This is a genomic window from Rhodoferax sp., assembly GCF_028715765.1.
Taxonomy (GTDB): Bacteria; Pseudomonadota; Gammaproteobacteria; order Burkholderiales; family Burkholderiaceae_C; genus Rhodoferax.
This window is the reverse complement of sequence record NZ_JAQURE010000032.1, coordinates 1-24,037: the sequence shown is the minus strand read 5'-3', so window position 1 is coordinate 24,037 and position 24,037 is coordinate 1. Positions and strand designations below refer to the sequence as shown.

Below are 24,037 nucleotides of genomic sequence, written 5' to 3'. Positions count from 1 at the left end.
CAGGGGGTATGTTAACTGTAGTTTCTGATTTTACCTGCCACGGTCTTCAACTCGGCTCGGTAGATTGGGCTGCGGGTGCGGGTTTGCGCCAGAATTTGCCCAGCCATTGCGCCAGATCATCCATGAAGCAATACACCACAGGCACCACCACCAGCGTCAACAGCGATGAAGTGATGACCCCGCCAATGACCGCCTGGCCCATGGGGGCACGCATCTCAGAGCCTTCAGACAAAGCAAACGCCAACGGCACCATGCCAAAGATCATGGCCAGCGTGGTCATCAATATGGGGCGCAGTCGCACGCGCGCCGCTTGTAACAAGGCTTCTTGGCGCGGCATGCCTTCGGCCTGGGCGCGAATGGCAAAGTCCACCAACAAAATAGCGTTTTTGGTCACCAGCCCCATCAACATCACCACGCCAATGACGGAAAACATGGAGAGTGTGGAGTTGAACATCATCAGCGCCAGCACCACGCCAATCAGCGTCAGGGGCAGGGCGGTCATGAGCGCCAGCGGTTGCAAAAAGCTCTTGAACTGGCTGGCCAGCACCATGTAAATAAAGATCACCGCCATGGCCAGCGCAGACACGGCATACGCAAAAGCTTCAGCCATGTCCTTGACCGAGCCACTGAATTTGTAGCTGTAGCCCGGCGGCATGGCAATGCTGTCCATGGCGGTTTTGATATCGGCTGACACTTCACCGGCCGAGCGGCCAGACACGTTGGCGGTGATGGCCACTTCGCGCGTGAGGTCGCGCCGGTTGATCTGGTTGCTGCCACTGGATTCAACAATGTCAGCCACTTGGTCGAGCCGCACCACACGGGCACTGCCATCAGCTTGCAGCCCCACGGTAAAGGGCAGGGTGGCCAGGTCTTGCGCTTGGTTGCGGGCGTTGGGCTCCAGGCGCACGTTGACATCATAGGTTTGGTCATCCGGGGCACGCCAGTTGCCAACGGTTTGGCCAGCCACCAGGGTGCGCAGGCTGGTGCCGATTTGTGCCACGCTCAAGCCCAGGTCGGAGGCCAGGTCGTTTTTGATGTGAACATCCAGCGTGGGTTTGTTGGGTTTAAGGGTGGAGTCAAGGTCAACCAACCCAGGGATTTGGTGAATTTTGTCGTGGGCGAGCTGGTTCAGGCGCGCCAGTTCACCCATGTCCGCACCTTGAATGGAAAACGAAATTTGCTTTTGCCCACCCACTGGGTCGACCAACCCGACGTGGGTGACGGTGATGCCCGGCACCGCCCGCAGGCGCTGGCGCAGCACCGTGGACATGGCATCCACATTGCGGCTGCGCAATTGGCGGTCGACCAGGCGGATGTATACATTGGCGTAAATTTTGCCCTGCGCGTTGCCGGTGTTGAGAGTGGTCAAGGTGTAGTTGACCTCAGGAAACGAGCGAATGATGGCCTCCACCTGGCGCGCCCGGGCTTCAGTCACCTCCAGCGACGAGCCCACCGGGGTGTTGAAGGTGAGGTTGGTTTCAGAAAAATCAGACTTGGGCACAAACTCGGTGCCCAGCAGTGGCACCAGCCCCAGGCTGGTGACAAAAATGACCAAGGCCAGCGCTACCGTGCTCAACTTGTGCCCCAGCGCCCAGCGCAAAATGCTTTGGTACAGGTCGATCAGTGCGTCCGTGCCCAGGTCAAACAAGCGGGTGACGCGGCCAATGGTTTTGTCATAAAAGTTTCGCGGGGCATGGTGCTGGCCATGGGCTTCAATGCTGGGGTCGTGCCACAGGCTCGACAACATGGGGTCGAGCGTGAAGCTGACAAACATCGAGATCAGCACCGCCGCCACAATGGTCAGGCCAAACTCATGGAAAAACTTGCCAATGATGCCGCCCATGAAGCCAATCGGCAAAAACACCGCCACGATGGACAGGGTGGTGGCCAGCACAGCCAGGCCAATTTCGCCAGTGCCGTCGAGCGAGGCATTGAAAGCGCTTTTGCCCATTTGCACATGCCGCACAATGTTTTCACGCACCACAATGGCGTCGTCAATCAGCAGCCCTACGCACAGGCTCAAGGCCATCATGGTGATCATGTTGATGGTGAAGCCCAACAGGTTCATGAAGAAAAATGTGCCAATCAGCGCAATCGGTAGCGTCAGCCCCGTGATGACGGTCGAGCGCCAGGAGTTGAGAAACAAAAAAACTATCAATATAGTGAGCAACGCGCCTTCAATCAAGGTTTGCCGCACGTTGGCCACCGAGACCCTGATTTGGCGGGAGCCGTCAGTGATTTGCGTCAGCTTGACCCCGGGTGGCAATTGTTTTTGAATCTCTTTCAGCGCCGCGTTAAGGCCATCGACCACGGCAATGGTGTTTTCGTCTTGTGACTTTTGCACATTCAAGAGCAGCGTGCGCTGGCCGTTGTAAAGCGCCAGACTTTCAATTTCTTGCTCGCCATCGCTGACCCGCGCAAGCTGGTTGACCCGCACCGGTGCGCCGTTTTTGCGGCTCACGATGATGCGGCCAAAGTCTTCGGGGCGCTGCACCCGTGCCGCGATTTGGATCACCCGGTCTTGCGCGCTGGAGCGAATGCTGCCCACCGGGTAGTCCTGATTTTCATTGCGCACGGCGGTCACCACTTGCTCGGGCGTGATGCCAAAGGCCTCAAGCGCCTGGGGGTTGAGGTAGATGTTGATCTCGCGCTTGTTGCCACCCACCAGCGCCACCGAGCCCACGCCACGCACGTTTTCCAGGCGCTTTTTCAGGGTTTGCTCGGCATAGTTGGTCAGCTCCACCGCATTCAGGGCGGTGCCGGTGCTGGCATCAGGCAACACGGCAGCTGACCAGATGGCACGGCTACTGGGGTCAAAGCGCATCACCCGGGGCTCCTTGACCTCGGTGCGCAGTGTGGGGCGAATGGCTGCCACTTTTTCACGCACATCGTCGGCGGCTTTGCGGCCATCCATGTGCAGGCCAAATTCAATGATCACCACAGACTGGTTCTCGTACGAGCGCGATGTCAGGGCATTGATGCCGGCAATGGCATTGACCCCCTCTTCGATTTTTTTGGTGACTTCGCTTTCCACAATTTCGGGCGAGGCGCCGGGGTAGTCGGTGCTGATCACCACCACCGGAAAATCAATATTGGGAAACTGGTCAACTTGCAGGCGCTGCAGGGAAAACAGCCCCAGCACCACCAAAGCCAGCATGATCATGGTGGCAAACACCGGGTTGTGGAGGCTGACGCGGGTGAACCACATTCAGCGTACTCCTGTGCTGGCAACTTGCACCAGCGTGCCCGCACGCAAACTGCCCACTTGGCTGGCAATGACCTGGCTGCCCTCTGCCACGTCCGATACAGCCACCATGGTTTGCCCCTCAAATTCGCCACGGACGCCGAGAGCCACTGGGGTGTGCACGACCTTGCCCTGGGCAATGAGCTGCACATAGGGTTGCGGTTTGTCGGTGCGCACTGCGGTCAACGGCAAGGCCAAGGCTTGTGTGCTGCCCACATGCAGCTTGCCTTGGGCAAACATGCCATGGCGCAGTGGCGTATTGGGCGCTAAGGCCAGGTAAACCAACAGAGCCCGGCTGCCCAGGCTGGCGCTTGGGTTGAGGCGTGCCACTTTGGCGGCAAACGGCTGCGTGGAGCCCTCCACGCTCAGTTGCGCGTCTTGCCCCACTTTGACCCAAGCCGCATCAGCTGCGTTCACACTGGCGTCAAGTTCCAGCGACTGGTTGTTGACAAGTTCAAGCACCCGGGTGTCGATGGCCACGCGCTCGCCGTTTTGCACCAGCCGCTGCGAGATTTGGCCGCTGATGGATGCCCGCAGCAAGGTGTCGTCAAGCGCTTTGGTGGCCAGGTCAGCACTGGCTTGCAGGGCGGCCTGGTTGGCTTGCGCTGCGGCCAGGGTGGCTTGAGACGACTCCAGCGCAGTGCTGGAAATGAAGCCCTGTGCCACCAGTGCCCGGTTGTTGTCAAAACTGCGCTGGGCAATGTCTTGCTGGGCTTTGGCGGCCGCGACTTGTTGGCGCGCTTGGTTGAGCCGGGCTTGTGAGTCAGTGGGGTCGATGCGCGCCAGCACTTGCCCGGCGTGCACCGCGTCGCCTTCGTGCACGACCAGGTCGCGCAACTCACCGGGCACTTTGGCTTTGACCCAGGCGGTATTGACTGCCCGCACCGGCCCTGAGAGCTCAATGACTTGATTCAGCAGCAGGCTGCGCACCTGCACCACATCGGCCGCGTCCAGGCTGATGCTGACTTGGGTTTGTTGCGCCAGCTGTTGCGCCGCCAGCGCGGCTTGCTTGGCTTGGCGTGCCGAGAGGGTGCGCAGTGTGCCGGCGGCCAACAAGGCCAGCACCAGGCCAGCAGCGGCCCATTTCATCCAGGGTTTCATGGCAGGGTCTCCAGGGGCGTGTGGGGGTGATCGGGTGTCAAGGTAAAACCGTGTAGCAGCATGTCCAACTGGGCGTTCAGGTACAAGTGTGGGTCAAGCTGGGTAGCGCCACCGCAGCCGTTGCCCAGTGAGTGCTGCCACATGGCTAGAAACAGCATGGGCGCCAACACCAGCACCACGCCATAGGTCAGATCCATGGGGCGAAACTCTTGGCGCGCAATGCCACGCTGCAAAATGCGTTGAATCAAGGTGTTGCCGGGTTGGATGACTTCGTGCTCATAAAACTGCGCCAATTCAGGAAAATTTTGCGCCTCGCTCATCATCAGCTTGGGCAGACCGCTGGCTTTGGTCGAGCCAATGCGCTCCCACCAGCTGAACAAACAGTAGCGCAACATGTCAGGCGTGCTGCCTTCAAAGCGCTCAAATTCGTCGTTCCACTGGGCAAACCGGCCAGAAATGTTTTCACGCACCACCGCTTTGAACAGCTCTTCTTTGCTGGGGAAATACAAAAACAGCGTGCCCTTGGACACGCCAGCGCGCTTGGCCACGTCGTCCACCCGGGTGGCGGCAAAGCCTTTTTCCACAAACAAGTCCAACGCCGCGGCCAACAGCTCTGACGGGCGCGCGTCTTTGCGGCGCGAGTGGCGCGCTTGACTTTCAAGGCATGTGGGGGAGACAGGTGCAGAAAGTGGCATGAAATTAATGACTGATGGGTTAGTAATTTAACTTTGTCACTTGAATTTGTCAATTTCCCCAGCCTGAAAGCCATCCAGATAAAAGGTCAATTTCTGCCCGCTAGCATCAGGGTTGATCGCCAATGACCCCCAAAAAGGAGAACTCTGATGAACCCAAATTTAGAAACCCTGACCCTCGGCGGTGGTTGCTTCTGGTGCACGGAAGCCGTGTTTGTGCGCGCAAAAGGTGTGCTGGATGTCGAGTCTGGCTACTGCAATGGCGACACGTTTCACCCCAGCTACGAACAAGTGTGCAGTGGCAGCACGGGTCATGCCGAGGTGGTCAAGCTCAGCTATGACCCCAGGCACATCAGCACCCGTGAAATTTTGGAAATTTTCTTTGTGATACATGACCCCACCACACTCAACGCCCAGGGGCATGACCATGGCACGCAGTACCGCAGCGGCATCTACTTCAGCACGCCAGCACAACAAGCGGTGGCCAACGCATTGATTGAAGAGCTCACGCAAAGCCGTGCCTATGCGCGCCCCATCGTCACTGAAGTGCTGCCGCTGAGCAATTACTGGGCGGCCGAGGCCTACCACCAGAATTACTTTGAGCAGCACCCCAATCAGGGTTACTGCATGGCCGTGGCCGCCCCCAAAGTGGCCAAATTTCGACAAACCTTTGCCCGTTTGGTGCGCGACTAACAGCCTATTGAACTTTCGCAAGCACCGGCGCGGTTGACTGGTTTGACTGCGACCGCGTCAAGCCTTGCGTTTTGGTGCGGCTGGTTTGACAGAGGCCACAGGTGTGTCGAGTGACGCAGTCAGATCTCGCGCAAGCCCAATCACCCGATCTGGGTCTGCGCCCAGCGTGCCCATCAAAAACTCGATGATTTCAGAGCGTGGATTGGCCAAGGTGGGCTCGATCATCATCACGGCGGCAGACACGGCCAGTGCGTGTTCGCGGCTGGTTTGGTCTGGCAACAGTTGCTCCAGGGCATTGAGTGCTTCAATCGGTGCCACGGCAGTCATGCGGGCTTGCTGTTTCAGCAGTTTGGCCCAGTTGATTTGCCCCTTGCCGCCCGTTGTGGTGCTGGGCAATTGCGCCAGCAAGCGTGCCAAGCGCAGACTGCGCCGCTCAAACGCACCAATCGACACCATGCCCGCCAGCACAATGCGGCACACGCCCTCGGCAAAACCGCCTTCGGTGATGTGTTGCAACGCCGCCGCACGCTGCTTTTCAAGCTCGCCCAAAGCCCAGTCATGCGCTACCTCGGCGTCTGGCGTGGCGGGTTTGAACAGCGCACCCAAGCCCTGGGGACCCAACACCAGCCGCGTCCATTGCACCACCGATGCATCGCGCTGGTCTCTGAACTGGTTGAGTGCGGCGCTGATGCCAGCAGCAGCTTTTGTCTCAAGCTCGCGCAACGGGTGGTCGTCTGCCACCTGCACCCGATGCGTGCGCGCTTGCTCGGCCATGCTACGAATCAGCGGCGCCCATGGCAGCTGGTCAGACATCAACTGGCGCTGCAGGCGCAAGGTGTGTTGTTTGCCCAAGGCATCGGCCAGCGCGCGCGGCACGGCCAGTTGCAGCATGGGGCGCAGCCAGGTTTTGTAAAGCTGGGCGTTGAGCTCAGAGACCTGGCTGAGGGTTGAAAACAGCGCTTCCTCGTCGCGGCCTTCGGGGTTCAGCGCGGCAATGTCGGCCATGGTGCGGTGCTCGTAGTGCACGCTGTAGTCACCGGGTTCAAGTTCTTCCCAGCGCTGGTGGTCAATGCCGGCTTTGGCCACCAGCTTCATCTCATACAGACCGGGTGGCAGGCTCTCGATCACATCCAGCGAGGTGACCAGCTGGTCATGCTCTTTGCGGGCAATCTCGCCACCGACAAAAATGCCCAAGTGCCCCACGCTTTCATGCAGCACATAAACAATGGTGCGCCCGGCCGCGGCAATGGCACGCTCGTCGCCCCAGGTGTCAATGATCCAGTTCAGCGCTTGTGGCGGCGGTGTGATGTTGTCCCCCCAACTGGCAAACACCACCACGGGCGCGGTGATGTGGCGCAGGTTGATGGCTTGCTCGCCCGCCATCACCGCACCGCGTGCCAGGCGGTTGCCAACAAACAGGTTTTCCACAATGCCCTCAATCTCGGCCGTGGTCATGCGGAAAAACCCGCCCCACCAGCGCTCAAATTCCAAAAACCGCTCGGCCTCGGTGTCGACATGGCGCCACAGGTTGTAGTACTTGTTCCAGAGCGTGTTGGCCGGGTTGAGGCGCTCAAAGTTGTCGACCAAATTCACCCCGTCAAAGCGGTTGGCACCCAAGTCACCGGTCAAAGAGGCCAACCATGAGCCGCCCAGGGTGGCTCCGGCGTAGCGCATGGGGTTGAGTTTGCTGCTGCCAGCCCAGTAAGACACTGGCGCGCCCATGATCATCAATGGGCCAAACAGCTCCGGGCGGCTGGCGTTGAGCGCCATCATGGCCCAGCCGGCCTGGCAGTTGCCAATGACCACTGGCTTGGCCTGACTTTGCGGGTGCCGCTCAATCACTTTTTCAAGAAACCTGGCCTCGGCATGCATCACCGTCCACAGCGTTTGGCTGTCGTGTGGCTCGGGGCGAAAAGTGACAAAGTACACCGTGTGGCCGGCACGCATGGCCACACCCACCTCAGAGTCCAGCTTGAAGCCGCCAATGCCCGGCCCATGCCCGGCACGCGGGTCAACCACCACCACCGGGCGAGCGGCAGGGTTGACGGCATAGTCTGGCGGGGGCACCAGCCGCAACAGCGCGTAATTGCACGGGTCGGGCAGGGTGGCACCGTCCAAAATCACCTCGTGCTCAAATTTAAGCAGCGGCGGCGTGCCTTGGTTCAGGTGCTCCAGGTAGTTGTTGCCGCGATCCAGCAGGGTGTCCAAAAACAAAAAAGTGCGCTGCACGGCGTCGGTGAAATAGTCTGGGCTTGGGGTGGTCATAAAGTGCTTTGGGTGCGAGTTGATTCGTGCTGAAGGGTCATGATAGAACGGTCACTCTGGTTTTTTGGGTTGCGCTGCAACAAATTGGCTTGCCCATTGATCTGAGGCAAGCAACATGTTGTTTTCAGCCGGCTGCCAAAGGGCGGCTGACATAATGAATCGTGTACTTTTTTACCGCCTCCAAGCGTTTTTTTTATGGACATCCAAAGCCTGATTGACCAGCCTGGCAAATTGCCAACCATCCCCAAAGTGGGTCAACAACTCATCGCCAGTTTCAGTTCTGAAGACGTGTCGGTGGGAGAGATTGCCAACCAATTGTCAGCCGACCCAGCGCTCAGTGCCAAGCTGTTGCGGCTGGCCAATTCGGCTTATTTTCATGTCTCGCGCACCATTGGCACGGTTGACGCTGCCTTGCAAATGCTGGGTTTTGTGATGGTGCGCAATTTGGTGCTGGGCAACAGCATGGCCGCCGCTTACAAGCACCTCCAAGGCATCGACTTGCAGCAGTTTTGGCGCTACAACCTCTACACCGCGTGTTCGGCGCGCTGGTTGGCGCACCGGGCCGATTTCAACTCCGACCTGGTGTTCACGCTGGGACTGATGCACGGCCTAGGCCAACTTCAAATGCACGCGGTCATGCCGCAAGCGGTGGCACCGTTGAACCAGCAATGCCATGTGCTCGATGCCACCCGCCCCGCGCTTGAGCAGCAACACTTTGGCTTTGACTTCACCCAGGTGTCGGCCGAGCTGGCACGGCTATGGCATTTTCCGCAAGCCTTGACCGATGCCTTGGCGCATGTGGCAGACCCATTGGCTGCACCCGAATTTTCTGAAGCTGCGGCTTGGGTGCACATGGGCGCTTGGCGTGCCCGCTGCGAGGTGCTGGGCTTGAACCCAGAGCTGCAAGCCGCCACTTACCCGGTGGCGGTAGGGCACCGCTTGCACTTGGATTCTGGCTGGACGGGGGTGCTGGCCAACCACCTGCCGCAAGACGAGTCGAGCTTGATGCCACCGCTGCTGGAGCTCACTGAAGGGTTGGAGGCGATGTTTGAATAGTTGTAAGCTTTTTATGCCTCTAGCGCTTATGGAATAAGCGTAAGTTGCTCTTATAAACAGAGCAAATATGCTTAGTTTTTGCGCATACCAGCTGCCAATTGCGTCACATTGTGGTGCATCATTTTGAGGTAAGTGTCGGCCACGCCACCGGGTGCTGACAGCGCGTCTGAATACAGTGTGGCACCCACGCTCACACCCGCGTCTTGGCTGAGTTGCGTGATGAGTTTCGGGTTGCTCATGTTCTCCACAAACACCGCTTTGATCTTTTCGCGTTTGATCTGGCGGATGAGTTCAGCCACATGTTTGGCGCTAGGCTCGCTGTCGGTGTTCACGCCCTCTGGGGCCAGCATGGTGATGCCGTAACGCGCTGCTAGGTAGCCAAACGCGTCGTGTGAGGTAATGACTTTGCGCTGGGTCGGCGCAATCGCATCCAACTGGGCTTTGGCTTGGGCGTCAAAGTCTTGAAGCTGCTTGGCATACGCTGCTGCATTGGCTTGGTAAGTGGCGGCACCGCTGGGGTCGGCTTTGGCCAGACCGGCAGCAATGTTGGCTACGTACTGCACCACGTTGAGCGGGTTTTGCCAGGCATGGGGGTCGGTTTCAGCGTGGCCATGGCCGGGTTCGGTCGCCATCTGGCGCGGCTTCACGCCCTTGGAAGCCACCACGGTCTCACCCTGGTAGCCCGCTGATTTGGCCAGCTTTTGTGCCCAGGGTTCAAAGCTCAGGCCATTGACCACAAAGGCGCGCGCACCCAGCACGGTTTTGGCATCCGCTGGGCTGGGGGCAAATTCGTGTGCATCGGCATTCGGCCCGGCAAGCAGGGTGACCTTGACCCGCTCGCCGCCCACCACTTTCACCAGGTCGCCCAAAATGCTGAACGAGGCCACCACGGGCATGGGCTCGGCCGCGTTGGCTTGGGTTGTGAACCAGCCACCGGCAGTCAGTGCAGACAAAGCAAACAGTTTGAGGGTGTTGCGTTTCATGCGTTTCCTTTTTTGGAGTTAAAAAACTAAGCCACCCGGTGGGGGCGTTTCAAGAGTTGCGGCAACCAGCCACCGGGCGATACCAGCAGCGAAAGCACATACAGCACACCGGCGCAGCCAATGATGGTCGGACCGCTCGGAGTGTCTTGGTGGTACGAAATCAGCAGGCCGGCCACGCCAGCGATAGCCGCTTGCGCGCTGGCGTTGAGCAGTTGTGCGGGCAAGCTTTCATGCCACAGCCGGGCGGAAACCGCGGGCAGCATCATCAAGCCGACCGCCATCAACGTGCCCAGGGTTTGAAACCCCGCCACCAAGTTCACGACCACCAGCATCAAAAACAGTTGCTGCCACACCCACGGGCGGCTGCCCTTGGAGGCGGAAGCGGCCGCCAAAAACAAAGGGTCAAAGCTTTCCAGCACAAAGCCTCGGTAAAAAGCAGCCAGTGTCAGCAGGCTGACGCTGGCCACCCCAGCCACCAACAGCAAACCGGGCTCATCCACCCCGAGTGCGCTGCCAAACAAGATGTGCAGCAAATCCAGCTGGCTACCCTGGCGCGAGATCAGCATCACACCCACGGCCAGTGCCAGCAAGTACATGGCGGCCAGGCTGGCATCTTCTTTGAGTGCCGTGGCGCGGCTGACCACGCCCGCAACCGCCGCCACCAGCAACCCTGCCACCACCCCGCCAAGCGCCATGGCTGGCAGCGACAAACCAAACAGCATGAAGCCCACTGCCACCCCGGGCAGCACCGCATGGGTCAGCGCATCGCCCAGCAGACTCATGCGCCGCAGCGTCAAAAACACCCCCAGTGGCGCGGCACTGACGGCCAGCGCCAGCGTGGCCACCAGCGCGCGGCGCATGAAAGCGAATTCGGCAAAGGGGGCCACCAACGCATCCCATGCAAACTGCCACAGTTCGGTCATGCCAGCACCTCGTCGTTGTGGCAAATGTCAGCCGTGTCGTCCCAAGCCTCGGCCAGGGCACGGGCGCGCTGCACATTCGGTTCTGTCAACACTTGTGCGGTCGGCCCCCAGGCCACCAGCTCACGTGCCAGCAGCACGGTTTGGTCAAAGTGGGCATGTACTTGCGCGTCGTCATGCAGCACGGCAATCACGGTGCGGCCTTCGGCCTTCCATTGGTGAATCAAGTCCAGCAATGCAGCAGTGGTGCGCGCATCCATGGCGTTAAACGGCTCGTCGAGCAAGATCAGTTGCGCGTCTTGCAGCAGCAGGCGGGCAAACAGCACGCGCTGAAATTGCCCGCTCGAGAGCGACCCCACCGCCCGGCGCTCAAAGCCCGCCAGCCCCACGGTGTGGATGGCGGCATCGGCACGGGCTTGCAGGCTGCGGCTGATGCCCCCCATGACGCCCACGCTGCCCCAGGCACCCAGCAGCACGCAGTCGCGCACTTGCAGCGGAAAACTGCGGTCGATCTCGGTCATTTGCGGCAAGTAAGCGATGCGTGCGCGGGGTGTGTCAGTGCGCACCTGCCCCCCGGCGGGCTTGAGCAGCCCCATGATGCTTTTGAGCAGTGTGCTTTTGCCCGAGCCATTGGGCCCCATCACGGCGGTCAGCGCGCCAGCCACAAACTGGCCGCTGATGTGGTGCAGGGCAGGGTGTTGGCGGTAGCTGACCGTCAGGTTGTCCACCGCTACCACAGCGCAACTCCACCATTTGCCCACCACACCGCCAACCACAGCACCAGCACCACGGGCAGCACGCTGGCCACCCGCAGCCAGGCGGGCCAAGCCAGCACGCTGCGGCCAAGGTCTGCGTTGTCATGATGCGGGGTGGTCAAAAAAGCGGGGTGATCAGGCGCATGGCGGTGTGCAGTGTGCGCTTGCATGGCGTTTGAAGGCGCTGGCGCGGCCGGTGTGGATGGGGTCATGGAAATGTGTGGAAAGGGGGATGTTGGTGCAATAATGCAACTGAATTGCGGTATAGTTTATCGCAACTCAGTTGCAATAACAGTTGTGCCACCTGATTTTTTGTTTTGTTAAACCACCATGCCCACCCCAACCCGCGCCAAATCATCTGACCCGATGGATGTCTTGTTGTCCGCTCACGGACTGCGTTGCACGTCGGCGGCGCGGCTTGTGCTGGGCTGGCTGCTGGCGCACCCTGACACCAGTTACACCCATGCCCAGTTGCAAACCGCGCTGCAAGCCGGTGATGTGGCGGGCGCTGAAGGTGCGGCACTTGACCGTGTCACCCTTTACCGCCTGATTGACCGCCTGACGCAAGTGGGCTTGCTGCTGTGCCGGGTGGACGCGCAGCGCGTGCGCCGCTACCAGGCCATGCCCGCCAGCGTGCACGCGCTGCCGCACTTTGAGTGCCAAAGCTGCCACCGCGACAGTCCGCTGCTGGGCACGCTGCAAGGCAATGCACTGGATCTGGAAGTAGCTGCGCAAAGCGCCTTGCAAGCCCTGCAAGCGTTGGGCTACCAGGGGCTGAGCCTGGATTTGGCCGTGCGCGGCGTGTGTGCAGACTGTGCCTCAGCGGTGTCACCTGAGGCAAATGCAGCACTCGCACAGGCGCCAGCAAACACGACTGCCCCACGCCGCACATCAAAGGCATCCGCATGATCCGCACCCACGCCCTCACGTTTGCCTACCCCCACAGCGCCACGATTCACTTCCCGGATGTGGATGTGCCGCAAGGCGCGGTGCTGTTGCTCAAAGGTGCTTCGGGCTGCGGCAAATCCACTTGGTTGGCGCTGGTGGCTGGGTTGGTGCGGCCAGCGGCAGGTCAGCTGGTGGTGGCTGGACAAGATTTGAATGCTCTGAATTCAGTAGCTTCTGACGCATGGCGGGCGGGCGCTATCGGCTTTTTACCGCAAAAATTGCATTTGAGTGCTGCATTGACCGTGGCGCAAAACCTGCAAGCCGCGCAGTGGGCGGCAGGCCGGGCGCAAGATGCATCCGCCATTGCCCAAGCGTTGTCAGCGCTGGGCGTGACCGAGCTTGCGCAGCGCAAACCCGCACAACTCTCGGGTGGCCAAGCCCAGCGGGTGGCCTTGGCGCGCGCTGTGCTGCTCAAGCCCCAAGTCATTCTGGCCGACGAGCCCACTGCCAGCCTGGACGACGAGGCCGCCACTGACGCCGTACAGCTGCTGCTGGCCACCGCGCAGCAACACCAAGCCACGCTGGTGATTGCCACCCATGACGCGCGGGTGGCCGCGCTCATGCCGGCGGGGCTGGTGGTGCAGCAGGTCAACTTTGTGCGCCCAACCCAGCCAGTGCCCGCTTGACACGCCACCCGGCTTGCGAATTTTTTTAAGCAAAATAGGCCTCTAGACCTTATGGATATTGCGTGAGTAGCTATCAAAATAAACACGTTAGGCACACTTCATGAAGACGATCTCGCTGGCCTGGACCTACCTCTGGTCGCGCCCTTTGGGTGCGGCACTGAACCTGCTGCTGCTCAGCCTGGGGCTGGCCTCCATCACCTTCTTGCTGCTGGTCTCCAACCAACTCAACAAAGCCTTTGAGCGCGACCTGCAAGGCATTGACGTGGTGGTGGGCGCCAAGGGTAGCCCGATGCAGCTGATTTTGTCGGGCGTGTTCCACATTGATGTGCCCCCGGGCAACGTGCCCCTGAAAGCTGTACAAGCACTTCAAAAGCACCCGATGGTGGCTCAACTGATTCCGATCAGCCTGGGCGACAGTTTGCGCAGCTTTCGCATTGTGGGCACCTCGCACTACTACATCAGCCATTACCAGGCCAAGCTGGCGCAGGGGCAGCTGTGGACGCAGCCAATGCAGGTGGTGCTGGGGGCTACCGTGGCGCGCAAACTGGGGCTGGCCTTGGGGCAGACCTTTGTTGGCACACATGGCCTGGGCGAAGGCGGGCATGTGCACGGTGACAGCACCTACACCGTGGTGGGCATCCTCGCGCCCAGTGGCAGCGTGCTTGACCGCTTGATCTTGACCGACACCGCCTCGGTCTGGAAGGTGCATGAAGACTACACCGCCGTGGACGACGAAGATCGCCAGATCATGATGGACGAACGCGAGCTCACCATGGCCTTGATCACCTACACCTCGCCCTTGGCGGCGGTGAGTTTTCCGCGTTTTGTGAACACCAGCACCGAGATGCAGGCCGCCGCCCCAGCCCTGGAAATCACCCGGCTACTGAGCATGCTGGGTCTGGGCACCGATGTGTTGCGCGCCTTTGCTGGGGTGCTGCTGCTCACAGCGGGCTTGAGCGTGTTCATTGCGCTGTGGAGTGCGGTGCGCGAGCGCCGGGGTGACTTGGCGCTGTTGCGCATGTTGGGCGCGCCGCCGCGCAAAGTGGCCGCACTGTTGTTGCTCGAAGCCCTGTGGCTGGGTGCATTGGCGGCTGTGCTGGGCGTGCTGGCCGGGCAGGGCATGGCAGCTGGTTTGGCCTGGTTGCTGCAACTGGACAACTCGTTGCTCATCGGCGGCATGGCCTGGCCAACTGAGCTTTGGGTGGTGCCCGCTGTGGCACTGGGGGTGTCGCTGGTGGCGGCTATTTTGCCGACGCTGGCGGCGTATCGTGTGAGTGTGTTGGCTCTTTTACAAGGAAAGTGATTGCTATGAAAATTCATATGAAGAATTGGACTCTAACCCTTATAGGTATTGCATCAGTAGCTATTTTTTCAGTAGCACATGCGGCGGAGCTTGATCAGGCTGCCAAAGAGGACATTGCCCGTCACCGGGTCATGGCCGTGGCGCATGAAAACGCCGCCAAGTGCCTGGAGGCAGGCAAAGCTGATGAGGTCTGCGAGAAACAATTGCAGCTGGAATGCAAGGGTGTTGCCATTGGCAAGTTTTGCGGCATGAAGCACCAGCATTAACATAACGAATTTCTTGAACTCTCAACTGCAACCTATGTCACTTTTGTCTGTTTTCACCCAGCTTGCACCGCGTCTTGGCCGTGGCGCAATGGCTTTTGGTTTGTCCGCGGTGGTGTGTGTTGCAGTGCTGCCGCTGCCAAGCCTGGCCCAGTTAAGCTCGCCCATTGCTGGTGGGCTGGCCGCTGGCAGCGGCCCAGGCGTGCACAGCCCCAACAGCCCTTTTGCACCACTGCCGCAACGCGCCGATGTGCTTCCCTGGACGCTGTTGACCGATGTCAAACTGCGTGACGGTCCCAAGGGTCCAAGACCGCGCTACAACCCAGAGCAACTGGCGCTCAATGACAAAACCCAGCGCATCCAAGGCTTCATGATGCCGCTGGAGCCGGGTGAAAAACAAAAGCATTTTTTGCTGACCTCAGTGCCCTTAACCTGCGCTTTTTGCACGCCCGGTGGGCCCGAGAGCATGGTTGAGGTTTACAGCAAAGACACCGTCAAATACACGCTGGAGCCGGTGGCGGTAGAGGGCAAGTTTTCTGTCATGGCGGATGACCCCTATGGCCTTTATTACCGTATCAAAGGTGCGGTGGTGGTCAAGTAAGTGGCTTTAAGGTTCCATCGTGCATCACGCTTTGCTGAATTATTTTGAAAAAATTTGATATTTATCAGCTTTATGCGTGCCGTGGCGTTGCATAGTTCAGCCAGTTTTTTTATTGGCTTTATCACTTACAAGGAATCTCATCATGAAAGCACTGCAAGACCTTTTTTCTACCGATTACGGCGTCATGAGCATCGTGGGCATCATCATGATGGTTGTTGGCATGGGTTGGGCCTATGTGGCGGTGAAGTCCAAAATGGCTGAGAGCGCCAAAAACGCGGGTCAGTAAGATTTTTAGGGGCATACGCCCCAGTTTTTGGCAGCCGTCATACGTCATTCGGCTGCTCACTTGTCAAAACTAAGGTGCCCCGCAACCCCACGCGGGCATCGCGCCTCGTTCATCCCCACGGTTATCCTTGCAGCATTTCTACCTTGATGCTGCGCCCATGACAAATCTGGTTTTTACATCCCTGCTGCCCGTGGTGTTGCTGGTTGCTATTGGTTCAGTAGCTGGTAGAGCAGGTTGGATAAGGGCTGAAGCCATTAAAGATCTCTCAAACTTGGTTTTTATGGTGCTCACGCCAGCGCTGCTGTTTCGCACCATGAGCACGGTGCACGTTGAGCAGCTCAACTTCAAACCCGTGGCGCTGTATTTTGTAGCGGCGCTGTTGCTGTTTGCTGCGGTGTTGAGCTGGCAAGGGCGTAACCAGCGTGCCGCTGTGTTGGCGCTGGGCGCCACCTTCAGCAACACGGTGATGATTGGCATCCCGCTGATTGGCCTGGCCTACGGCCAACCGGGGCTGGTGACGCTGTTTACCCTGATCTCGGTGCATGCCCTGGTGTTGCTGACGCTGGCCACGGTGGTGCTGGAGATGATCAGCGCACGCCAAGATCGCTTGCAAGGTGTGGGCGGGCAACGCCACATGGCGCTGACGGTGCTGGCGGCGGTCAAAAGCGGCATCATCCACCCGGTGCCTCTGCCTATTCTGTTGGGATTGCTGTTTGCCCAAACGGGGTGGGTGTTGCCTGAAGTGGTGGCAAAACCCCTGCTGTTGCTCGGTAATGCCGTTGCGCCGGTGGCTTTGCTGCTGGTGGGGGTGACCTTGTCTCAAGTGAACGTGGGGCCGCATCTGAAAAGTGCGCTGGGTATCAGCCTGCTGAAAAACTTGGCGTTGCCGCTGTTGGTGGCTGCCTTGGGGCTGGCCATGGGCATGCCCACCATGCCGCTGAGTGTGATGGTGGTCACCGCCGCCTTGCCCATGGGCGCCAATGTGTTTTTATTTGCCCAGCGCTACGAGGTGGCGCAAGAGCTGATCACGGCCAGCATGGCGGTGTCGACGGTGTTGGGCTTGCTCACCATCACGCTGGTGATGGGAGTGGTTGCGAGGGTACTGGTGTAGTGGCGCATTGATTCAAGTCAATTTAAAAATCAGGGTTTACCCTAAAATTCGACGCCAGTGATGGTTCGTCTCTCAAAAAGGTCAATCCATATGAATGCGTCTGCACCTCTCCCTCCAACCCCTTCAAGCGCCGATGCAGCAACTGCGCTAGATGCCGCCGTGCAAGCCCAGTTGTCCAAATTCAGCATGGGTTTGTCGCCTATTTCTTTGGCGCTGGCTTACTCAGACTGGTTGATGCACCTGGCAGTGTCGCCCGGGCGGCAACTGCAATTGATGCAACAGTGGGTCAACGCTGCAAGCCCTGACCCTGCAGCCAAGTCAACCGCGCTTGACGCAGATGCGCGCTTTGCTGACCCGGCCTGGCAGCAATGGCCTTTTAACCAACTGCGCCAAAGCTTCAAAGCCAGTGAGGACTGGTTGCGTGCGGCCACCCAGGTGCAGGGCTTGTCGGCACACCATCGGCATGTGGTGTCGTTTTTCAACCGTCAGGCGCTGGATGCCGTGTCGCCCTCAAACGGCTTGTTGACCAACCCGCAAGTGCTTGAAAAAGGCTTGGCCACCTTCGGGCAAAGCTGGTTCAAAGGGGCGCAGCAGTTTTGGCACGATGTGCTCACGCAGCCAACCAGCCGCCAGGCCGGTGCGGCTCACCTCAACCCCTTGCCCTATCAGGTGGGCAAAGATGTGGCAGTGACGCCCGGCAAAGTGGTGTTTCGCAACCATTTGATTGAGTTGATTCAATACACCCCCAGCACGCCCACCGTGTGGCCAGAGCCGCTGCTGATCGTGCCCTCCAACATCATGAAGTTTTACATTTTGGACTTGTCACCCAAAAACTCCATGGTGCGCTATTTGGTGGGGCAGGGGCACACGGTGTTCATGATTTCATGGCGCAACCCAGACGCTTCAGACCGCCATTTGGGCATGCAAGACTACCTGGAAACCGGTGTCATGACCGCCATGGGCGAGGTCAAGGCGCTGACGCAAGCACCGCGTATTCATGCCCTGGGTTACTGCCTGGGGGGCACATTTTTAGCCATTGTGGCGGCGGCTTTAGGGCGCTGCCAGGCCAAAAGTGCCGTGCCAAAACGGCGCGGCCGCCAAAGCGATCAGCAGCATCGCCGCCAGGACGACGTGGCCGGCTGGGACAGCATGCCTGAGTTGGCTAGCGTGACGCTGCTGGCCGCACAAACTGATTTTCAGGAGCCTGGTGAGCTGGGAGTGTTCATTGACGACGACCAGCTCAACACCTTGCGCGCCGCCATGGCACGCACTGGCTTCATGAGCGGCAGCCAAATGGCTGGCAGTTTTCAATTTTTAAACGCCCGAGATTTGATCTGGTCACGCCACATCCGCCGTTACTTGATGGGTGAAGACGATGTGGGCAACGACATGATGAGCTGGAATGCCGATGTCACCCGCCTGCCCGAGCGCATGCACAACGAGTATTTGTCTTCGCTGTTTTTGAACAACGCGCTGGCGCAAGGGCATTACCGTCTGGGCGGGCAGGGCGTGGCGCTGGTGGACATGGCCGCGCCGCTGCTGGTGGTGGGCACGCTGCGCGACCATGTGTCGCCCTGGCGCTCGGTGTTCAAAATTCACTTGCACACGCAAAACGAGACCACTTTCATCTTGGCCGCAGGCGGGCACAACGCAGGCATTGTGTCGGAGCCCGGCCACCCCCGGCGCAGTTACCAAATAGACCATTTGCCGCAAGGTCATGGCTGGGTTGATCCAGATGAATGGCTGGCTCATGCCCCGCTGGTGCAAGGCTCCTGGTGGCCTGCCATGCACGATTGGCTCAAAGCCCGCTCTGGCACACCCGTGCCAGCTTCTCCCATAGATGCCAGCCGCGTGGTGTGTGATGCGCCTGGCCAATACATAGAGGTTCGATATGCAGATGACTGATGAAACCACCCAGCGCCTGGGTGAATCGTTGCAGGCGCTCAACGCCCGCATTGCCCGCCTGGCCATGGCCTTAGATGTGGCCTTGGATGACCGCGCCGCGGTAGAAGCCGTGATGACCAAGCTGCCCGAGCCCGCCCCGGCGCAAGAGCGCCGCGCCACGACCGCCCCCAGAGTCACCTCAGAGCGCCGGCAAGCCTTTCAGCGCCAGGAACTGCGCGGCTTGCTGTTGCTGCGCTACCACCTTGAAACCACCAGCCTGACCGACAACGGCTGGGTTGTGACGCACCAAGCCATGTGCCAAGCCGAGCAACATTTGCTCAGCCACGGCTTCAAGCCGGGTGCCGATGGTTTGGGTCTGGATGATTTTTTTGACCTGAGCTGCACCCATACCGATCAACCGTAAGCCGTTGTGGCTGCCCATTTTTTCTCTTCACTTTTTAGAACATGATGAACCTGCCTACCGACAGCGACCTGATTGAAAACTTTACTTTCCCAGAAATCACGCTGGGTCAAAGCGCCCGCTTGCTGCGCACCTTGACGCTGCAAGACATTTCTGCCTTTGCCGCCGTGTCTGGCGACACCAATCCCGCCCACTTGGACCCTGCCTACGCCAACGACACCCTGTTTCATGGCGTCATTGCCCACGGCATGTGGAGCGGCGCCCTGATTTCAGCCCTGCTGGGCACCCAGTTTCCCGGGCCAGGCACCATTTACCAAAACCAGGTGCTGCATTTTGTGAAACCCGTGCGGGTGGGCGACACCCTCACGGTCACCGTCACCGTCACTGCCATGGACGCCAGCCAGCACAGCCTAGAGCTTGATTGCGATGTGCAAAACCAGCACGGTGATCGCGTCTTGAGCGGTGTGGCCAAGGTCTTGGCACCCGTGAAGAAAGTGCGCTTGCCGCGGGTAGATGCGCCGCAAATTCAGGTGTTTGACCCACAAGCGCGCTTTCGCGATTTGCTGGCCATGGGGCAAAAGCTTGAGGCTGTGCGCTGCGCAGTCGTGCACCCATGCGATGAAGGCTCGCTCAGCGGCGCCATGGACGCGGCGCGGTATGGGCTGATCATTCCGGTGTTGGTGGGGCCCGCGGTGCGCATCATGCACGTGGCACAAGAGGCGGGCATTGACCTGACCGGGGTTGAGATCATTGACCAGCCCCACAGCCATGCCGCAGCCGAAAAAGCCGCTGACATGGCCGCCTGCCGCGATGTTGAAATTTTGATGAAAGGCAGCTTGCACACCGACGAGCTGATCCACGCGGTGCTGTCCAAGCCTGTGCTGCGCACCGGTCGGCGCATGTCGCACGTGTTTCGCTTTGACATACCGCTGTACCACAAGCCTTTGTTGATCACCGACGCGGCGCTCAACATTCGCCCCACCTTGCAAGAAAAGGTTGACATCATTCAAAACGCCATTGACTTCGCCCGCATCATGGGGGTGGTCACGCCCAAAGTGGCCATTTTGTCGGCCGTTGAAATGGTCAACCCCAGCATTCCGTCTACCCTGGACGCTGCGGCTCTTTGCAAAATGGCAGACCGTGGCCAAATCACTGGTGGCGTGCTGGACGGCCCACTGGCCTTTGATAACGCCATTTCCATGCACGCCGCGCACATCAAACACATTGACTCGGTGGTGGCTGGCCATGCCGACATCATGGCTGTGCCTGACCTGGAAAGCGGCAACATGTTGGCCAAACAGCTTGAGTATTTGGCCGGTGCCAGTGGCTCGGGCATTGTGCTGGGCGCGCGCGTGCCGATTGCCCTGACCAGCCGGGCAGATGGGCCTTCCAACCGCGTGGCCTCTGCGTTGCTGGCTTTGCTGGTGGCGCACAACGCGCGCCGTGATCAACCGCGCCCGGTCTGGTAAGGGGCGCACATGGCCATCTTGTCTGTCAACGCGGGTTCGTCCACGCTCAAGTTTTCTCTTTACCCTTTGGCTGCCGGGCAGGTGCAGCCACAGCTGCTGAGCGGCAACATCGAAGGGTTGGAGCCCGGTGGTGCACCGCAAATGAGCTGGAATTTCCAGGGCAGTCACGCCACCAAATCGCTCAGCTTGGGGGCAGACCATGTGTTTGCCAAAGCCCTGCTTGAATTGCGCGCCCTGTTGGCCAGCTTGCCTGGGCTGCCTGCGCTGCAAGCTGTGGCGCACCGGGTGGTGCATGGCGGCGCGCAGTACCGCGCCAGCGTGGTCGTCAGCCCCGCGGTGTTGGCCGATTTGACCCGGCTCAATTCTTTGGCACCGTTGCACCAGCCGCACAACCTGGAAGGGGTGCGCGCCTTTGCCCAGGCCTTTCCAGAGTTGCCCCAAGTGGCCTGCTTTGACACTGCTTTTCACGCCACCCTGCCGGAGGTGGACTACCGCTTTGCGCTGCCCGAGGCGCTGTACGGCATGGGCTTGCGCCGCTACGGCTTTCACGGCCTGTCTTACCAATATGTCATGGGCGTTCTGCTCTCTAGCAGTGCGCGTGCCCGGGGTCGGGTGCTGATGGCACATTTGGGCAACGGTGCCAGCCTGTGCGCCGCGCGCAACGGCCAAAGCTGCGCCACCACCATGGGTTTTTCCGCCCTGGATGGGTTGATGATGGGTACCCGCACCGGCTCGCTTGACGCCGGGGTGCTGCTCTTTTTGTTAGAGCAGGGTTGGGATCACGCGCAACTGCAAAAGCTGCTTTACAAGCAAAGCGGTTTGCTGGGCGTGTCGGGCACAACGGCCGACATGCGCCGCTTGCGGGCGGACCCCAGTGCACCGGCCAAACTGGCGGTGGACATGTTCACCTACCGGGTGCAGCGCGAAAGCGGTGCGCTGGTAGCCTGTTTGCAGGGCTTGGACGTACTGGCTTTCAGCGGCGGCATTGGCGAGCACGACGTGGCTTTGCGCCTTGAGCTGGGTCAGCGCCTGGCCTGGCTGGGGCTGGTCATCGACCCCGCGCTCAATGCCCGCGCCATTGGAGACACCGTCATGGCCATCCATGCGCCCCACAGCCAGATCGAAGTCTGGGTGGTGCCCACCGACGAAGGTGTGGTGGCCGCTCGCGAAGCCGCTGCGCTGTTGGCCGCTTAAAGCCAGCCCGGGTGGGCAGCCTTTGCGATACTCACCCCATGCAACTTCAAGACATTCTTTACTCTCAAGGCTTTGGCACGCGCCGCGTGTGCGCCGGGCTGATTCAGCAGGGTTTTGTGCAGGTTTATGAGTCAAATAGCCCTCTAGCGCCCGTCAAATGTGCGCAAGCAGCTACTGAATTTGATGCGGTTGGGCTGCGCTTCCAAGTGCAGGGGGTGGATTGGCCGTATGCTGAGCGCGCCTACCTGATGCTGCACAAGCCCGCTGGCACCGAGTGTTCGCAAAAGCCCTCCACCTACCCCAGCATCTACACCCTGCTGCCAGCGCCATTGCGCCAGCGGCCGCAAAAGGGCGCGGTGCAAGGCGTGCAAGCCATTGGCCGGCTCGATCAAGACACCACCGGCCTGCTGCTGCTGACCGATGACGGCAAGTTCATCCACCGCATGAGCTCGCCCCGCCACCACGTGCCCAAGGTGTATGAGGTCACGGTCAAACACCCGCTGACCCACGCACAAGTCAGCCAGTTGCTGGCCGGCGTGGTGCTGGATGACGACCCCAAGCCGGTGCGTGCGGCCGCATGTGAAGCGGTCAGCGACCACCACCTGCGCCTGACGCTGACCGAGGGCAAATACCACCAGGTCAAGCGCATGCTGGCTGCTGTAAGCAACCGTGTCGAGGGTTTGCACCGTTCGCAAATTGGCGGCTTGGTGCTGCCCGAAGATTTGAAACCTGGCCAGTGGCGCTGGTTGACGGCTGAAGATTTGGCTTTGATTCAGGCTGCACCCCCTGGGCTGAAGTGAGGTTCAATAGAAGTCGAGCCACAGCTAAACTTTGCGGCTGCTTGCACATTCATGCATCACCTCGATGCTTTTCTTTTTTCAAGGTTCAACGTGCGTTTATTGCTTGGTTTTTGGGTTTTTTTCATGGCCTTTGCTGGGGTATCTCACGCGCTCGCGGCGCCGCCGGTGTTTGTGCTCAATTCACTCGATGCCAATGTCAGCGTGGTCGACCCGGTGACCTGGACCGAGCTTAAGCGCATTCCCACGGGCAAAGAGCCTCACCACCTGTATCTCACGCCAGACGAGAAGTCGCTCATCATTGCCAACGCCTTGAGCGACTCACTGCTGTTTGTCGATCCCAAAACAGCCGCCGTGCAGCGCACCGTGACGGGCATTTTGGACCCCTATCAGCTCAGGTTTTCACCTGACATGAAGTGGTTTGTGACGGTGGCCAACCGGCTCAACCATGTGGACATTTACCACTGGGACGGCAGCAACCTGAAGCTGGCCAAGCGTTTGCCCACCAGCAAAACGCCCAGCCATGTCTGGATTGACAGCCGCAGCCGCACCGCTTATGTGTCGGTGCAAGACAGCAACGAGCTGGCCGCCATTGACCTGGCCAGCCAAACCCTGAAGTGGCGCCACCCCACGGGCACCCTGCCGGCCGATGTGTTTGGCACGCCAGACGACAAATTTTTGCTTGTCGGCTTGACCGGTGGCGAAGGTGTCGAAATTTACGATGTGTCAGGTGCCGCCCCCAAACTGGTTCAGTTGCTCAAAACCGGTGCGGGTGCGCATGCTTTTCGGGGTGTGGGCGATCAGCGCCATGTGTTTGTGAGCAACCGGGTGGCCAACACCATCAGCAAGATTGATTACAAAACCATGAGTGTGGTCGAGAGCTACCCCGCGCCCAGCGGCCCGGATTGCATGGACGTGTCGCCTGACGGACGCTACATTTACGTGGCCTCGCGCTGGGCCAAAAAGCTCACGGTGATCGACACCCAGGCCAAGGCCGTGGTGCGCCAGGTGAATGTGGGTAAATCCCCCCATGGGGTGTGGACGCTAGAGCATGCTGCGCGCCAGTAACTGCCGCCCCATGGTCACCGCAGCCGCAGCCATGTCAGCCGAAAACAGGTTTTTGGCAAGTGAAAGGGGCACCTTGAAAGCCTTGACGATTGCATTGATTTCAATAGCTGCTTGCGCTTATTCCATAAGCGCTAGAGCACAAAATGACTGTAAAAAGCCGGTCTACCTCACGCTCGATACCGGCCACATGGCTGTGGCGCCGCTGATGGCCAACATCTTGCGCCGCCAGTCGGTGCGGGTGACTTTTTTTGCCGCCAATGAGCGCACCCAAACCGGTGACGGCAGCCTGGGTGAGCAGTGGGCACCCTGGTGGAAGGCGCGTGCAGCGGAAGGGCATGAATTTGCCAGCCACACGCT

The 24,037-nt window shown here is 59.7% G+C and carries 24 protein-coding genes; 16 read left to right on the top strand and 8 right to left on the bottom strand.

Annotated elements, in window-relative coordinates:
* Positions 1 to 46 precede the first annotated feature (46 nt).
* From PHT20_RS11655 to PHT20_RS11645, 3 genes are read right to left on the bottom strand one after another with little or no spacing between them, the layout of a single operon-like run.
* Positions 47 to 3,208, bottom strand: coding sequence for an efflux RND transporter permease subunit (locus PHT20_RS11655; RefSeq protein ID WP_301020643.1), 3,162 nt, complete (start codon positions 3,206 to 3,208; stop codon positions 47 to 49).
* Positions 3,209 to 4,345, bottom strand: a complete 1,137-nt coding sequence (locus PHT20_RS11650) for an efflux RND transporter periplasmic adaptor subunit (protein WP_301020642.1) — start codon at positions 4,343 to 4,345, stop codon at positions 3,209 to 3,211. It lies immediately after the preceding gene.
* Complete coding sequence (locus tag PHT20_RS11645) at positions 4,342 to 5,040, bottom strand: TetR/AcrR family transcriptional regulator (protein ID WP_301020641.1); 699 nt, start codon at positions 5,038 to 5,040, stop codon at positions 4,342 to 4,344. Before PHT20_RS11645 ends, PHT20_RS11650 begins: the two co-directional genes overlap by 4 nt.
* Positions 5,041 to 5,187: 147 nt before the next feature.
* Here PHT20_RS11645 and msrA point away from each other — a divergent pair, with 147 nt between their 5' ends.
* The gene (gene msrA / locus PHT20_RS11640) at positions 5,188 to 5,730 is read left to right on the top strand and encodes a peptide-methionine (S)-S-oxide reductase MsrA (protein WP_301020640.1); all 543 of its coding nucleotides are present in this window, start codon (positions 5,188 to 5,190) and stop codon (positions 5,728 to 5,730) included.
* 57 nt (positions 5,731 to 5,787) lie between these two features.
* Here msrA and PHT20_RS11635 read toward each other — a convergent pair whose 3' ends face one another.
* Positions 5,788 to 7,995 carry a DUF3141 domain-containing protein gene (locus PHT20_RS11635; RefSeq protein ID WP_301020639.1) on the bottom strand — a complete coding sequence of 736 codons (2,208 nt, stop codon included), beginning with the start codon at positions 7,993 to 7,995 and terminating at the stop codon, positions 5,788 to 5,790.
* Positions 7,996 to 8,190: 195 nt separating this feature from the next.
* Here PHT20_RS11635 and PHT20_RS11630 point away from each other — a divergent pair, with 195 nt between their 5' ends.
* Positions 8,191 to 9,051, top strand: a complete 861-nt coding sequence (locus PHT20_RS11630) for an HDOD domain-containing protein (RefSeq protein ID WP_301020638.1) — start codon at positions 8,191 to 8,193, stop codon at positions 9,049 to 9,051.
* 71 nt (positions 9,052 to 9,122) lie between these two features.
* Here the strand turns inward: PHT20_RS11630 and PHT20_RS11625 are convergent, their stop codons facing one another.
* From PHT20_RS11625 to PHT20_RS11610, 4 genes are read right to left on the bottom strand one after another with little or no spacing between them, the layout of a single operon-like run.
* Positions 9,123 to 10,034 (bottom strand): zinc ABC transporter substrate-binding protein, encoded by a 912-nt coding sequence (locus PHT20_RS11625; RefSeq protein WP_301020637.1) that lies wholly within the window; start codon positions 10,032 to 10,034, stop codon positions 9,123 to 9,125.
* A gap of 26 nt (positions 10,035 to 10,060) precedes the next feature.
* Complete coding sequence (locus PHT20_RS11620) at positions 10,061 to 10,957, bottom strand: metal ABC transporter permease (protein ID WP_301020636.1); 897 nt, start codon at positions 10,955 to 10,957, stop codon at positions 10,061 to 10,063.
* Positions 10,954 to 11,691: a metal ABC transporter ATP-binding protein gene (locus tag PHT20_RS11615; protein ID WP_301020661.1), complete on the bottom strand. Its 738-nt coding sequence runs from the start codon at positions 11,689 to 11,691 to the stop codon at positions 10,954 to 10,956. The genes PHT20_RS11620 and PHT20_RS11615 overlap by 4 nt, the downstream gene beginning before the upstream one ends.
* Complete coding sequence (locus PHT20_RS11610) at positions 11,685 to 11,921, bottom strand: hypothetical protein (RefSeq protein ID WP_301020635.1); 237 nt, start codon at positions 11,919 to 11,921, stop codon at positions 11,685 to 11,687. The genes PHT20_RS11615 and PHT20_RS11610 overlap by 7 nt, the downstream gene beginning before the upstream one ends.
* A gap of 118 nt (positions 11,922 to 12,039) precedes the next feature.
* On the opposite strand from PHT20_RS11610, the gene PHT20_RS11605 reads away from it, so the two are divergent.
* The 14 genes from PHT20_RS11605 to PHT20_RS11540 form a co-directional block, all read left to right on the top strand.
* Positions 12,040 to 12,618 carry a Fur family transcriptional regulator gene (locus PHT20_RS11605; protein WP_301020634.1) on the top strand — a complete coding sequence of 193 codons (579 nt, stop codon included), beginning with the start codon at positions 12,040 to 12,042 and terminating at the stop codon, positions 12,616 to 12,618.
* Positions 12,615 to 13,283, top strand: coding sequence for an ATP-binding cassette domain-containing protein (locus PHT20_RS11600; RefSeq protein ID WP_301020633.1), 669 nt, complete (start codon positions 12,615 to 12,617; stop codon positions 13,281 to 13,283). Before PHT20_RS11605 ends, PHT20_RS11600 begins: the two co-directional genes overlap by 4 nt.
* A gap of 100 nt (positions 13,284 to 13,383) precedes the next feature.
* Positions 13,384 to 14,586 carry an FtsX-like permease family protein gene (locus PHT20_RS11595; protein ID WP_301020632.1) on the top strand — a complete coding sequence of 401 codons (1,203 nt, stop codon included), beginning with the start codon at positions 13,384 to 13,386 and terminating at the stop codon, positions 14,584 to 14,586.
* A 17-nt stretch (positions 14,587 to 14,603) separates the two neighbouring features.
* A complete protein-coding gene (locus PHT20_RS11590; RefSeq protein ID WP_301020631.1) occupies positions 14,604 to 14,852 on the top strand; it encodes a hypothetical protein in 249 nt (82 codons plus the stop codon).
* 34 nt (positions 14,853 to 14,886) lie between these two features.
* Positions 14,887 to 15,450 (top strand): DUF3299 domain-containing protein, encoded by a 564-nt coding sequence (locus PHT20_RS11585; RefSeq protein WP_301020630.1) that lies wholly within the window; start codon positions 14,887 to 14,889, stop codon positions 15,448 to 15,450.
* 142 nt (positions 15,451 to 15,592) lie between these two features.
* A complete protein-coding gene (locus PHT20_RS11580) occupies positions 15,593 to 15,736 on the top strand; it encodes a DUF3149 domain-containing protein (protein ID WP_301020629.1) in 144 nt (47 codons plus the stop codon).
* A gap of 157 nt (positions 15,737 to 15,893) precedes the next feature.
* Entirely contained in the window at positions 15,894 to 16,847 is a 954-nt protein-coding gene (locus PHT20_RS11575; protein ID WP_301020628.1) for an AEC family transporter, read from the top strand.
* Between the two features lie 90 nt (positions 16,848 to 16,937).
* Positions 16,938 to 18,752 (top strand): poly-beta-hydroxybutyrate polymerase N-terminal domain-containing protein, encoded by a 1,815-nt coding sequence (locus PHT20_RS11570; protein ID WP_301020627.1) that lies wholly within the window; start codon positions 16,938 to 16,940, stop codon positions 18,750 to 18,752.
* A complete protein-coding gene (locus PHT20_RS11565; protein ID WP_301020626.1) occupies positions 18,739 to 19,155 on the top strand; it encodes a hypothetical protein in 417 nt (138 codons plus the stop codon). The genes PHT20_RS11570 and PHT20_RS11565 overlap by 14 nt, the downstream gene beginning before the upstream one ends.
* A 44-nt stretch (positions 19,156 to 19,199) precedes the next feature.
* Positions 19,200 to 20,621 (top strand): bifunctional enoyl-CoA hydratase/phosphate acetyltransferase, encoded by a 1,422-nt coding sequence (locus PHT20_RS11560; RefSeq protein ID WP_301020625.1) that lies wholly within the window; start codon positions 19,200 to 19,202, stop codon positions 20,619 to 20,621.
* Positions 20,622 to 20,630: 9 nt separating this feature from the next.
* Entirely contained in the window at positions 20,631 to 21,815 is a 1,185-nt protein-coding gene (locus tag PHT20_RS11555; RefSeq protein WP_301020624.1) for an acetate/propionate family kinase, read from the top strand.
* Positions 21,816 to 21,853: 38 nt separating this feature from the next.
* Positions 21,854 to 22,615 (top strand): 16S rRNA pseudouridine(516) synthase, encoded by a 762-nt coding sequence (locus PHT20_RS11550; protein WP_301020623.1) that lies wholly within the window; start codon positions 21,854 to 21,856, stop codon positions 22,613 to 22,615.
* 123 nt (positions 22,616 to 22,738) lie between these two features.
* Complete coding sequence (locus PHT20_RS11545) at positions 22,739 to 23,680, top strand: YncE family protein (protein WP_301020660.1); 942 nt, start codon at positions 22,739 to 22,741, stop codon at positions 23,678 to 23,680.
* Between the two features lie 31 nt (positions 23,681 to 23,711).
* Positions 23,712 to 24,037, top strand: a 326-nt coding sequence (locus tag PHT20_RS11540) for a polysaccharide deacetylase family protein (RefSeq protein WP_301020659.1), incomplete at its 3' end; no start/stop codon positions are given.

What these genes read in the sequence shown, in the direction of transcription:
- PHT20_RS11655 (WP_301020643.1), bottom strand. Translation starts at nt 3,208, where the DNA reads ATGTGGTTCACCCGCGTCAGCCTCCACAACCCGGTGTTTGCCACCATG.
- PHT20_RS11650 (WP_301020642.1), bottom strand. Translation starts at nt 4,345, where the DNA reads ATGAAACCCTGGATGAAATGGGCCGCTGCTGGCCTGGTGCTGGCCTTG.
- PHT20_RS11645 (WP_301020641.1), bottom strand. Translation starts at nt 5,040, where the DNA reads ATGCCACTTTCTGCACCTGTCTCCCCCACATGCCTTGAAAGTCAAGCG.
- msrA (WP_301020640.1), top strand. Translation starts at nt 5,188, where the DNA reads ATGAACCCAAATTTAGAAACCCTGACCCTCGGCGGTGGTTGCTTCTGG.
- PHT20_RS11635 (WP_301020639.1), bottom strand. Translation starts at nt 7,995, where the DNA reads ATGACCACCCCAAGCCCAGACTATTTCACCGACGCCGTGCAGCGCACT.
- PHT20_RS11630 (WP_301020638.1), top strand. Translation starts at nt 8,191, where the DNA reads ATGGACATCCAAAGCCTGATTGACCAGCCTGGCAAATTGCCAACCATC.
- PHT20_RS11625 (WP_301020637.1), bottom strand. Translation starts at nt 10,034, where the DNA reads ATGAAACGCAACACCCTCAAACTGTTTGCTTTGTCTGCACTGACTGCC.
- PHT20_RS11620 (WP_301020636.1), bottom strand. Translation starts at nt 10,957, where the DNA reads ATGACCGAACTGTGGCAGTTTGCATGGGATGCGTTGGTGGCCCCCTTT.
- PHT20_RS11610 (WP_301020635.1), bottom strand. Translation starts at nt 11,921, where the DNA reads ATGACCCCATCCACACCGGCCGCGCCAGCGCCTTCAAACGCCATGCAA.
- PHT20_RS11605 (WP_301020634.1), top strand. Translation starts at nt 12,040, where the DNA reads ATGCCCACCCCAACCCGCGCCAAATCATCTGACCCGATGGATGTCTTG.
- PHT20_RS11600 (WP_301020633.1), top strand. Translation starts at nt 12,615, where the DNA reads ATGATCCGCACCCACGCCCTCACGTTTGCCTACCCCCACAGCGCCACG.
- PHT20_RS11595 (WP_301020632.1), top strand. Translation starts at nt 13,384, where the DNA reads ATGAAGACGATCTCGCTGGCCTGGACCTACCTCTGGTCGCGCCCTTTG.
- PHT20_RS11590 (WP_301020631.1), top strand. Translation starts at nt 14,604, where the DNA reads ATGAAGAATTGGACTCTAACCCTTATAGGTATTGCATCAGTAGCTATT.
- PHT20_RS11585 (WP_301020630.1), top strand. Translation starts at nt 14,887, where the DNA reads ATGTCACTTTTGTCTGTTTTCACCCAGCTTGCACCGCGTCTTGGCCGT.
- PHT20_RS11580 (WP_301020629.1), top strand. Translation starts at nt 15,593, where the DNA reads ATGAAAGCACTGCAAGACCTTTTTTCTACCGATTACGGCGTCATGAGC.
- PHT20_RS11575 (WP_301020628.1), top strand. Translation starts at nt 15,894, where the DNA reads ATGACAAATCTGGTTTTTACATCCCTGCTGCCCGTGGTGTTGCTGGTT.
- PHT20_RS11570 (WP_301020627.1), top strand. Translation starts at nt 16,938, where the DNA reads ATGAATGCGTCTGCACCTCTCCCTCCAACCCCTTCAAGCGCCGATGCA.
- PHT20_RS11565 (WP_301020626.1), top strand. Translation starts at nt 18,739, where the DNA reads ATGCAGATGACTGATGAAACCACCCAGCGCCTGGGTGAATCGTTGCAG.
- PHT20_RS11560 (WP_301020625.1), top strand. Translation starts at nt 19,200, where the DNA reads ATGAACCTGCCTACCGACAGCGACCTGATTGAAAACTTTACTTTCCCA.
- PHT20_RS11555 (WP_301020624.1), top strand. Translation starts at nt 20,631, where the DNA reads ATGGCCATCTTGTCTGTCAACGCGGGTTCGTCCACGCTCAAGTTTTCT.
- PHT20_RS11550 (WP_301020623.1), top strand. Translation starts at nt 21,854, where the DNA reads ATGCAACTTCAAGACATTCTTTACTCTCAAGGCTTTGGCACGCGCCGC.
- PHT20_RS11545 (WP_301020660.1), top strand. Translation starts at nt 22,739, where the DNA reads ATGGCCTTTGCTGGGGTATCTCACGCGCTCGCGGCGCCGCCGGTGTTT.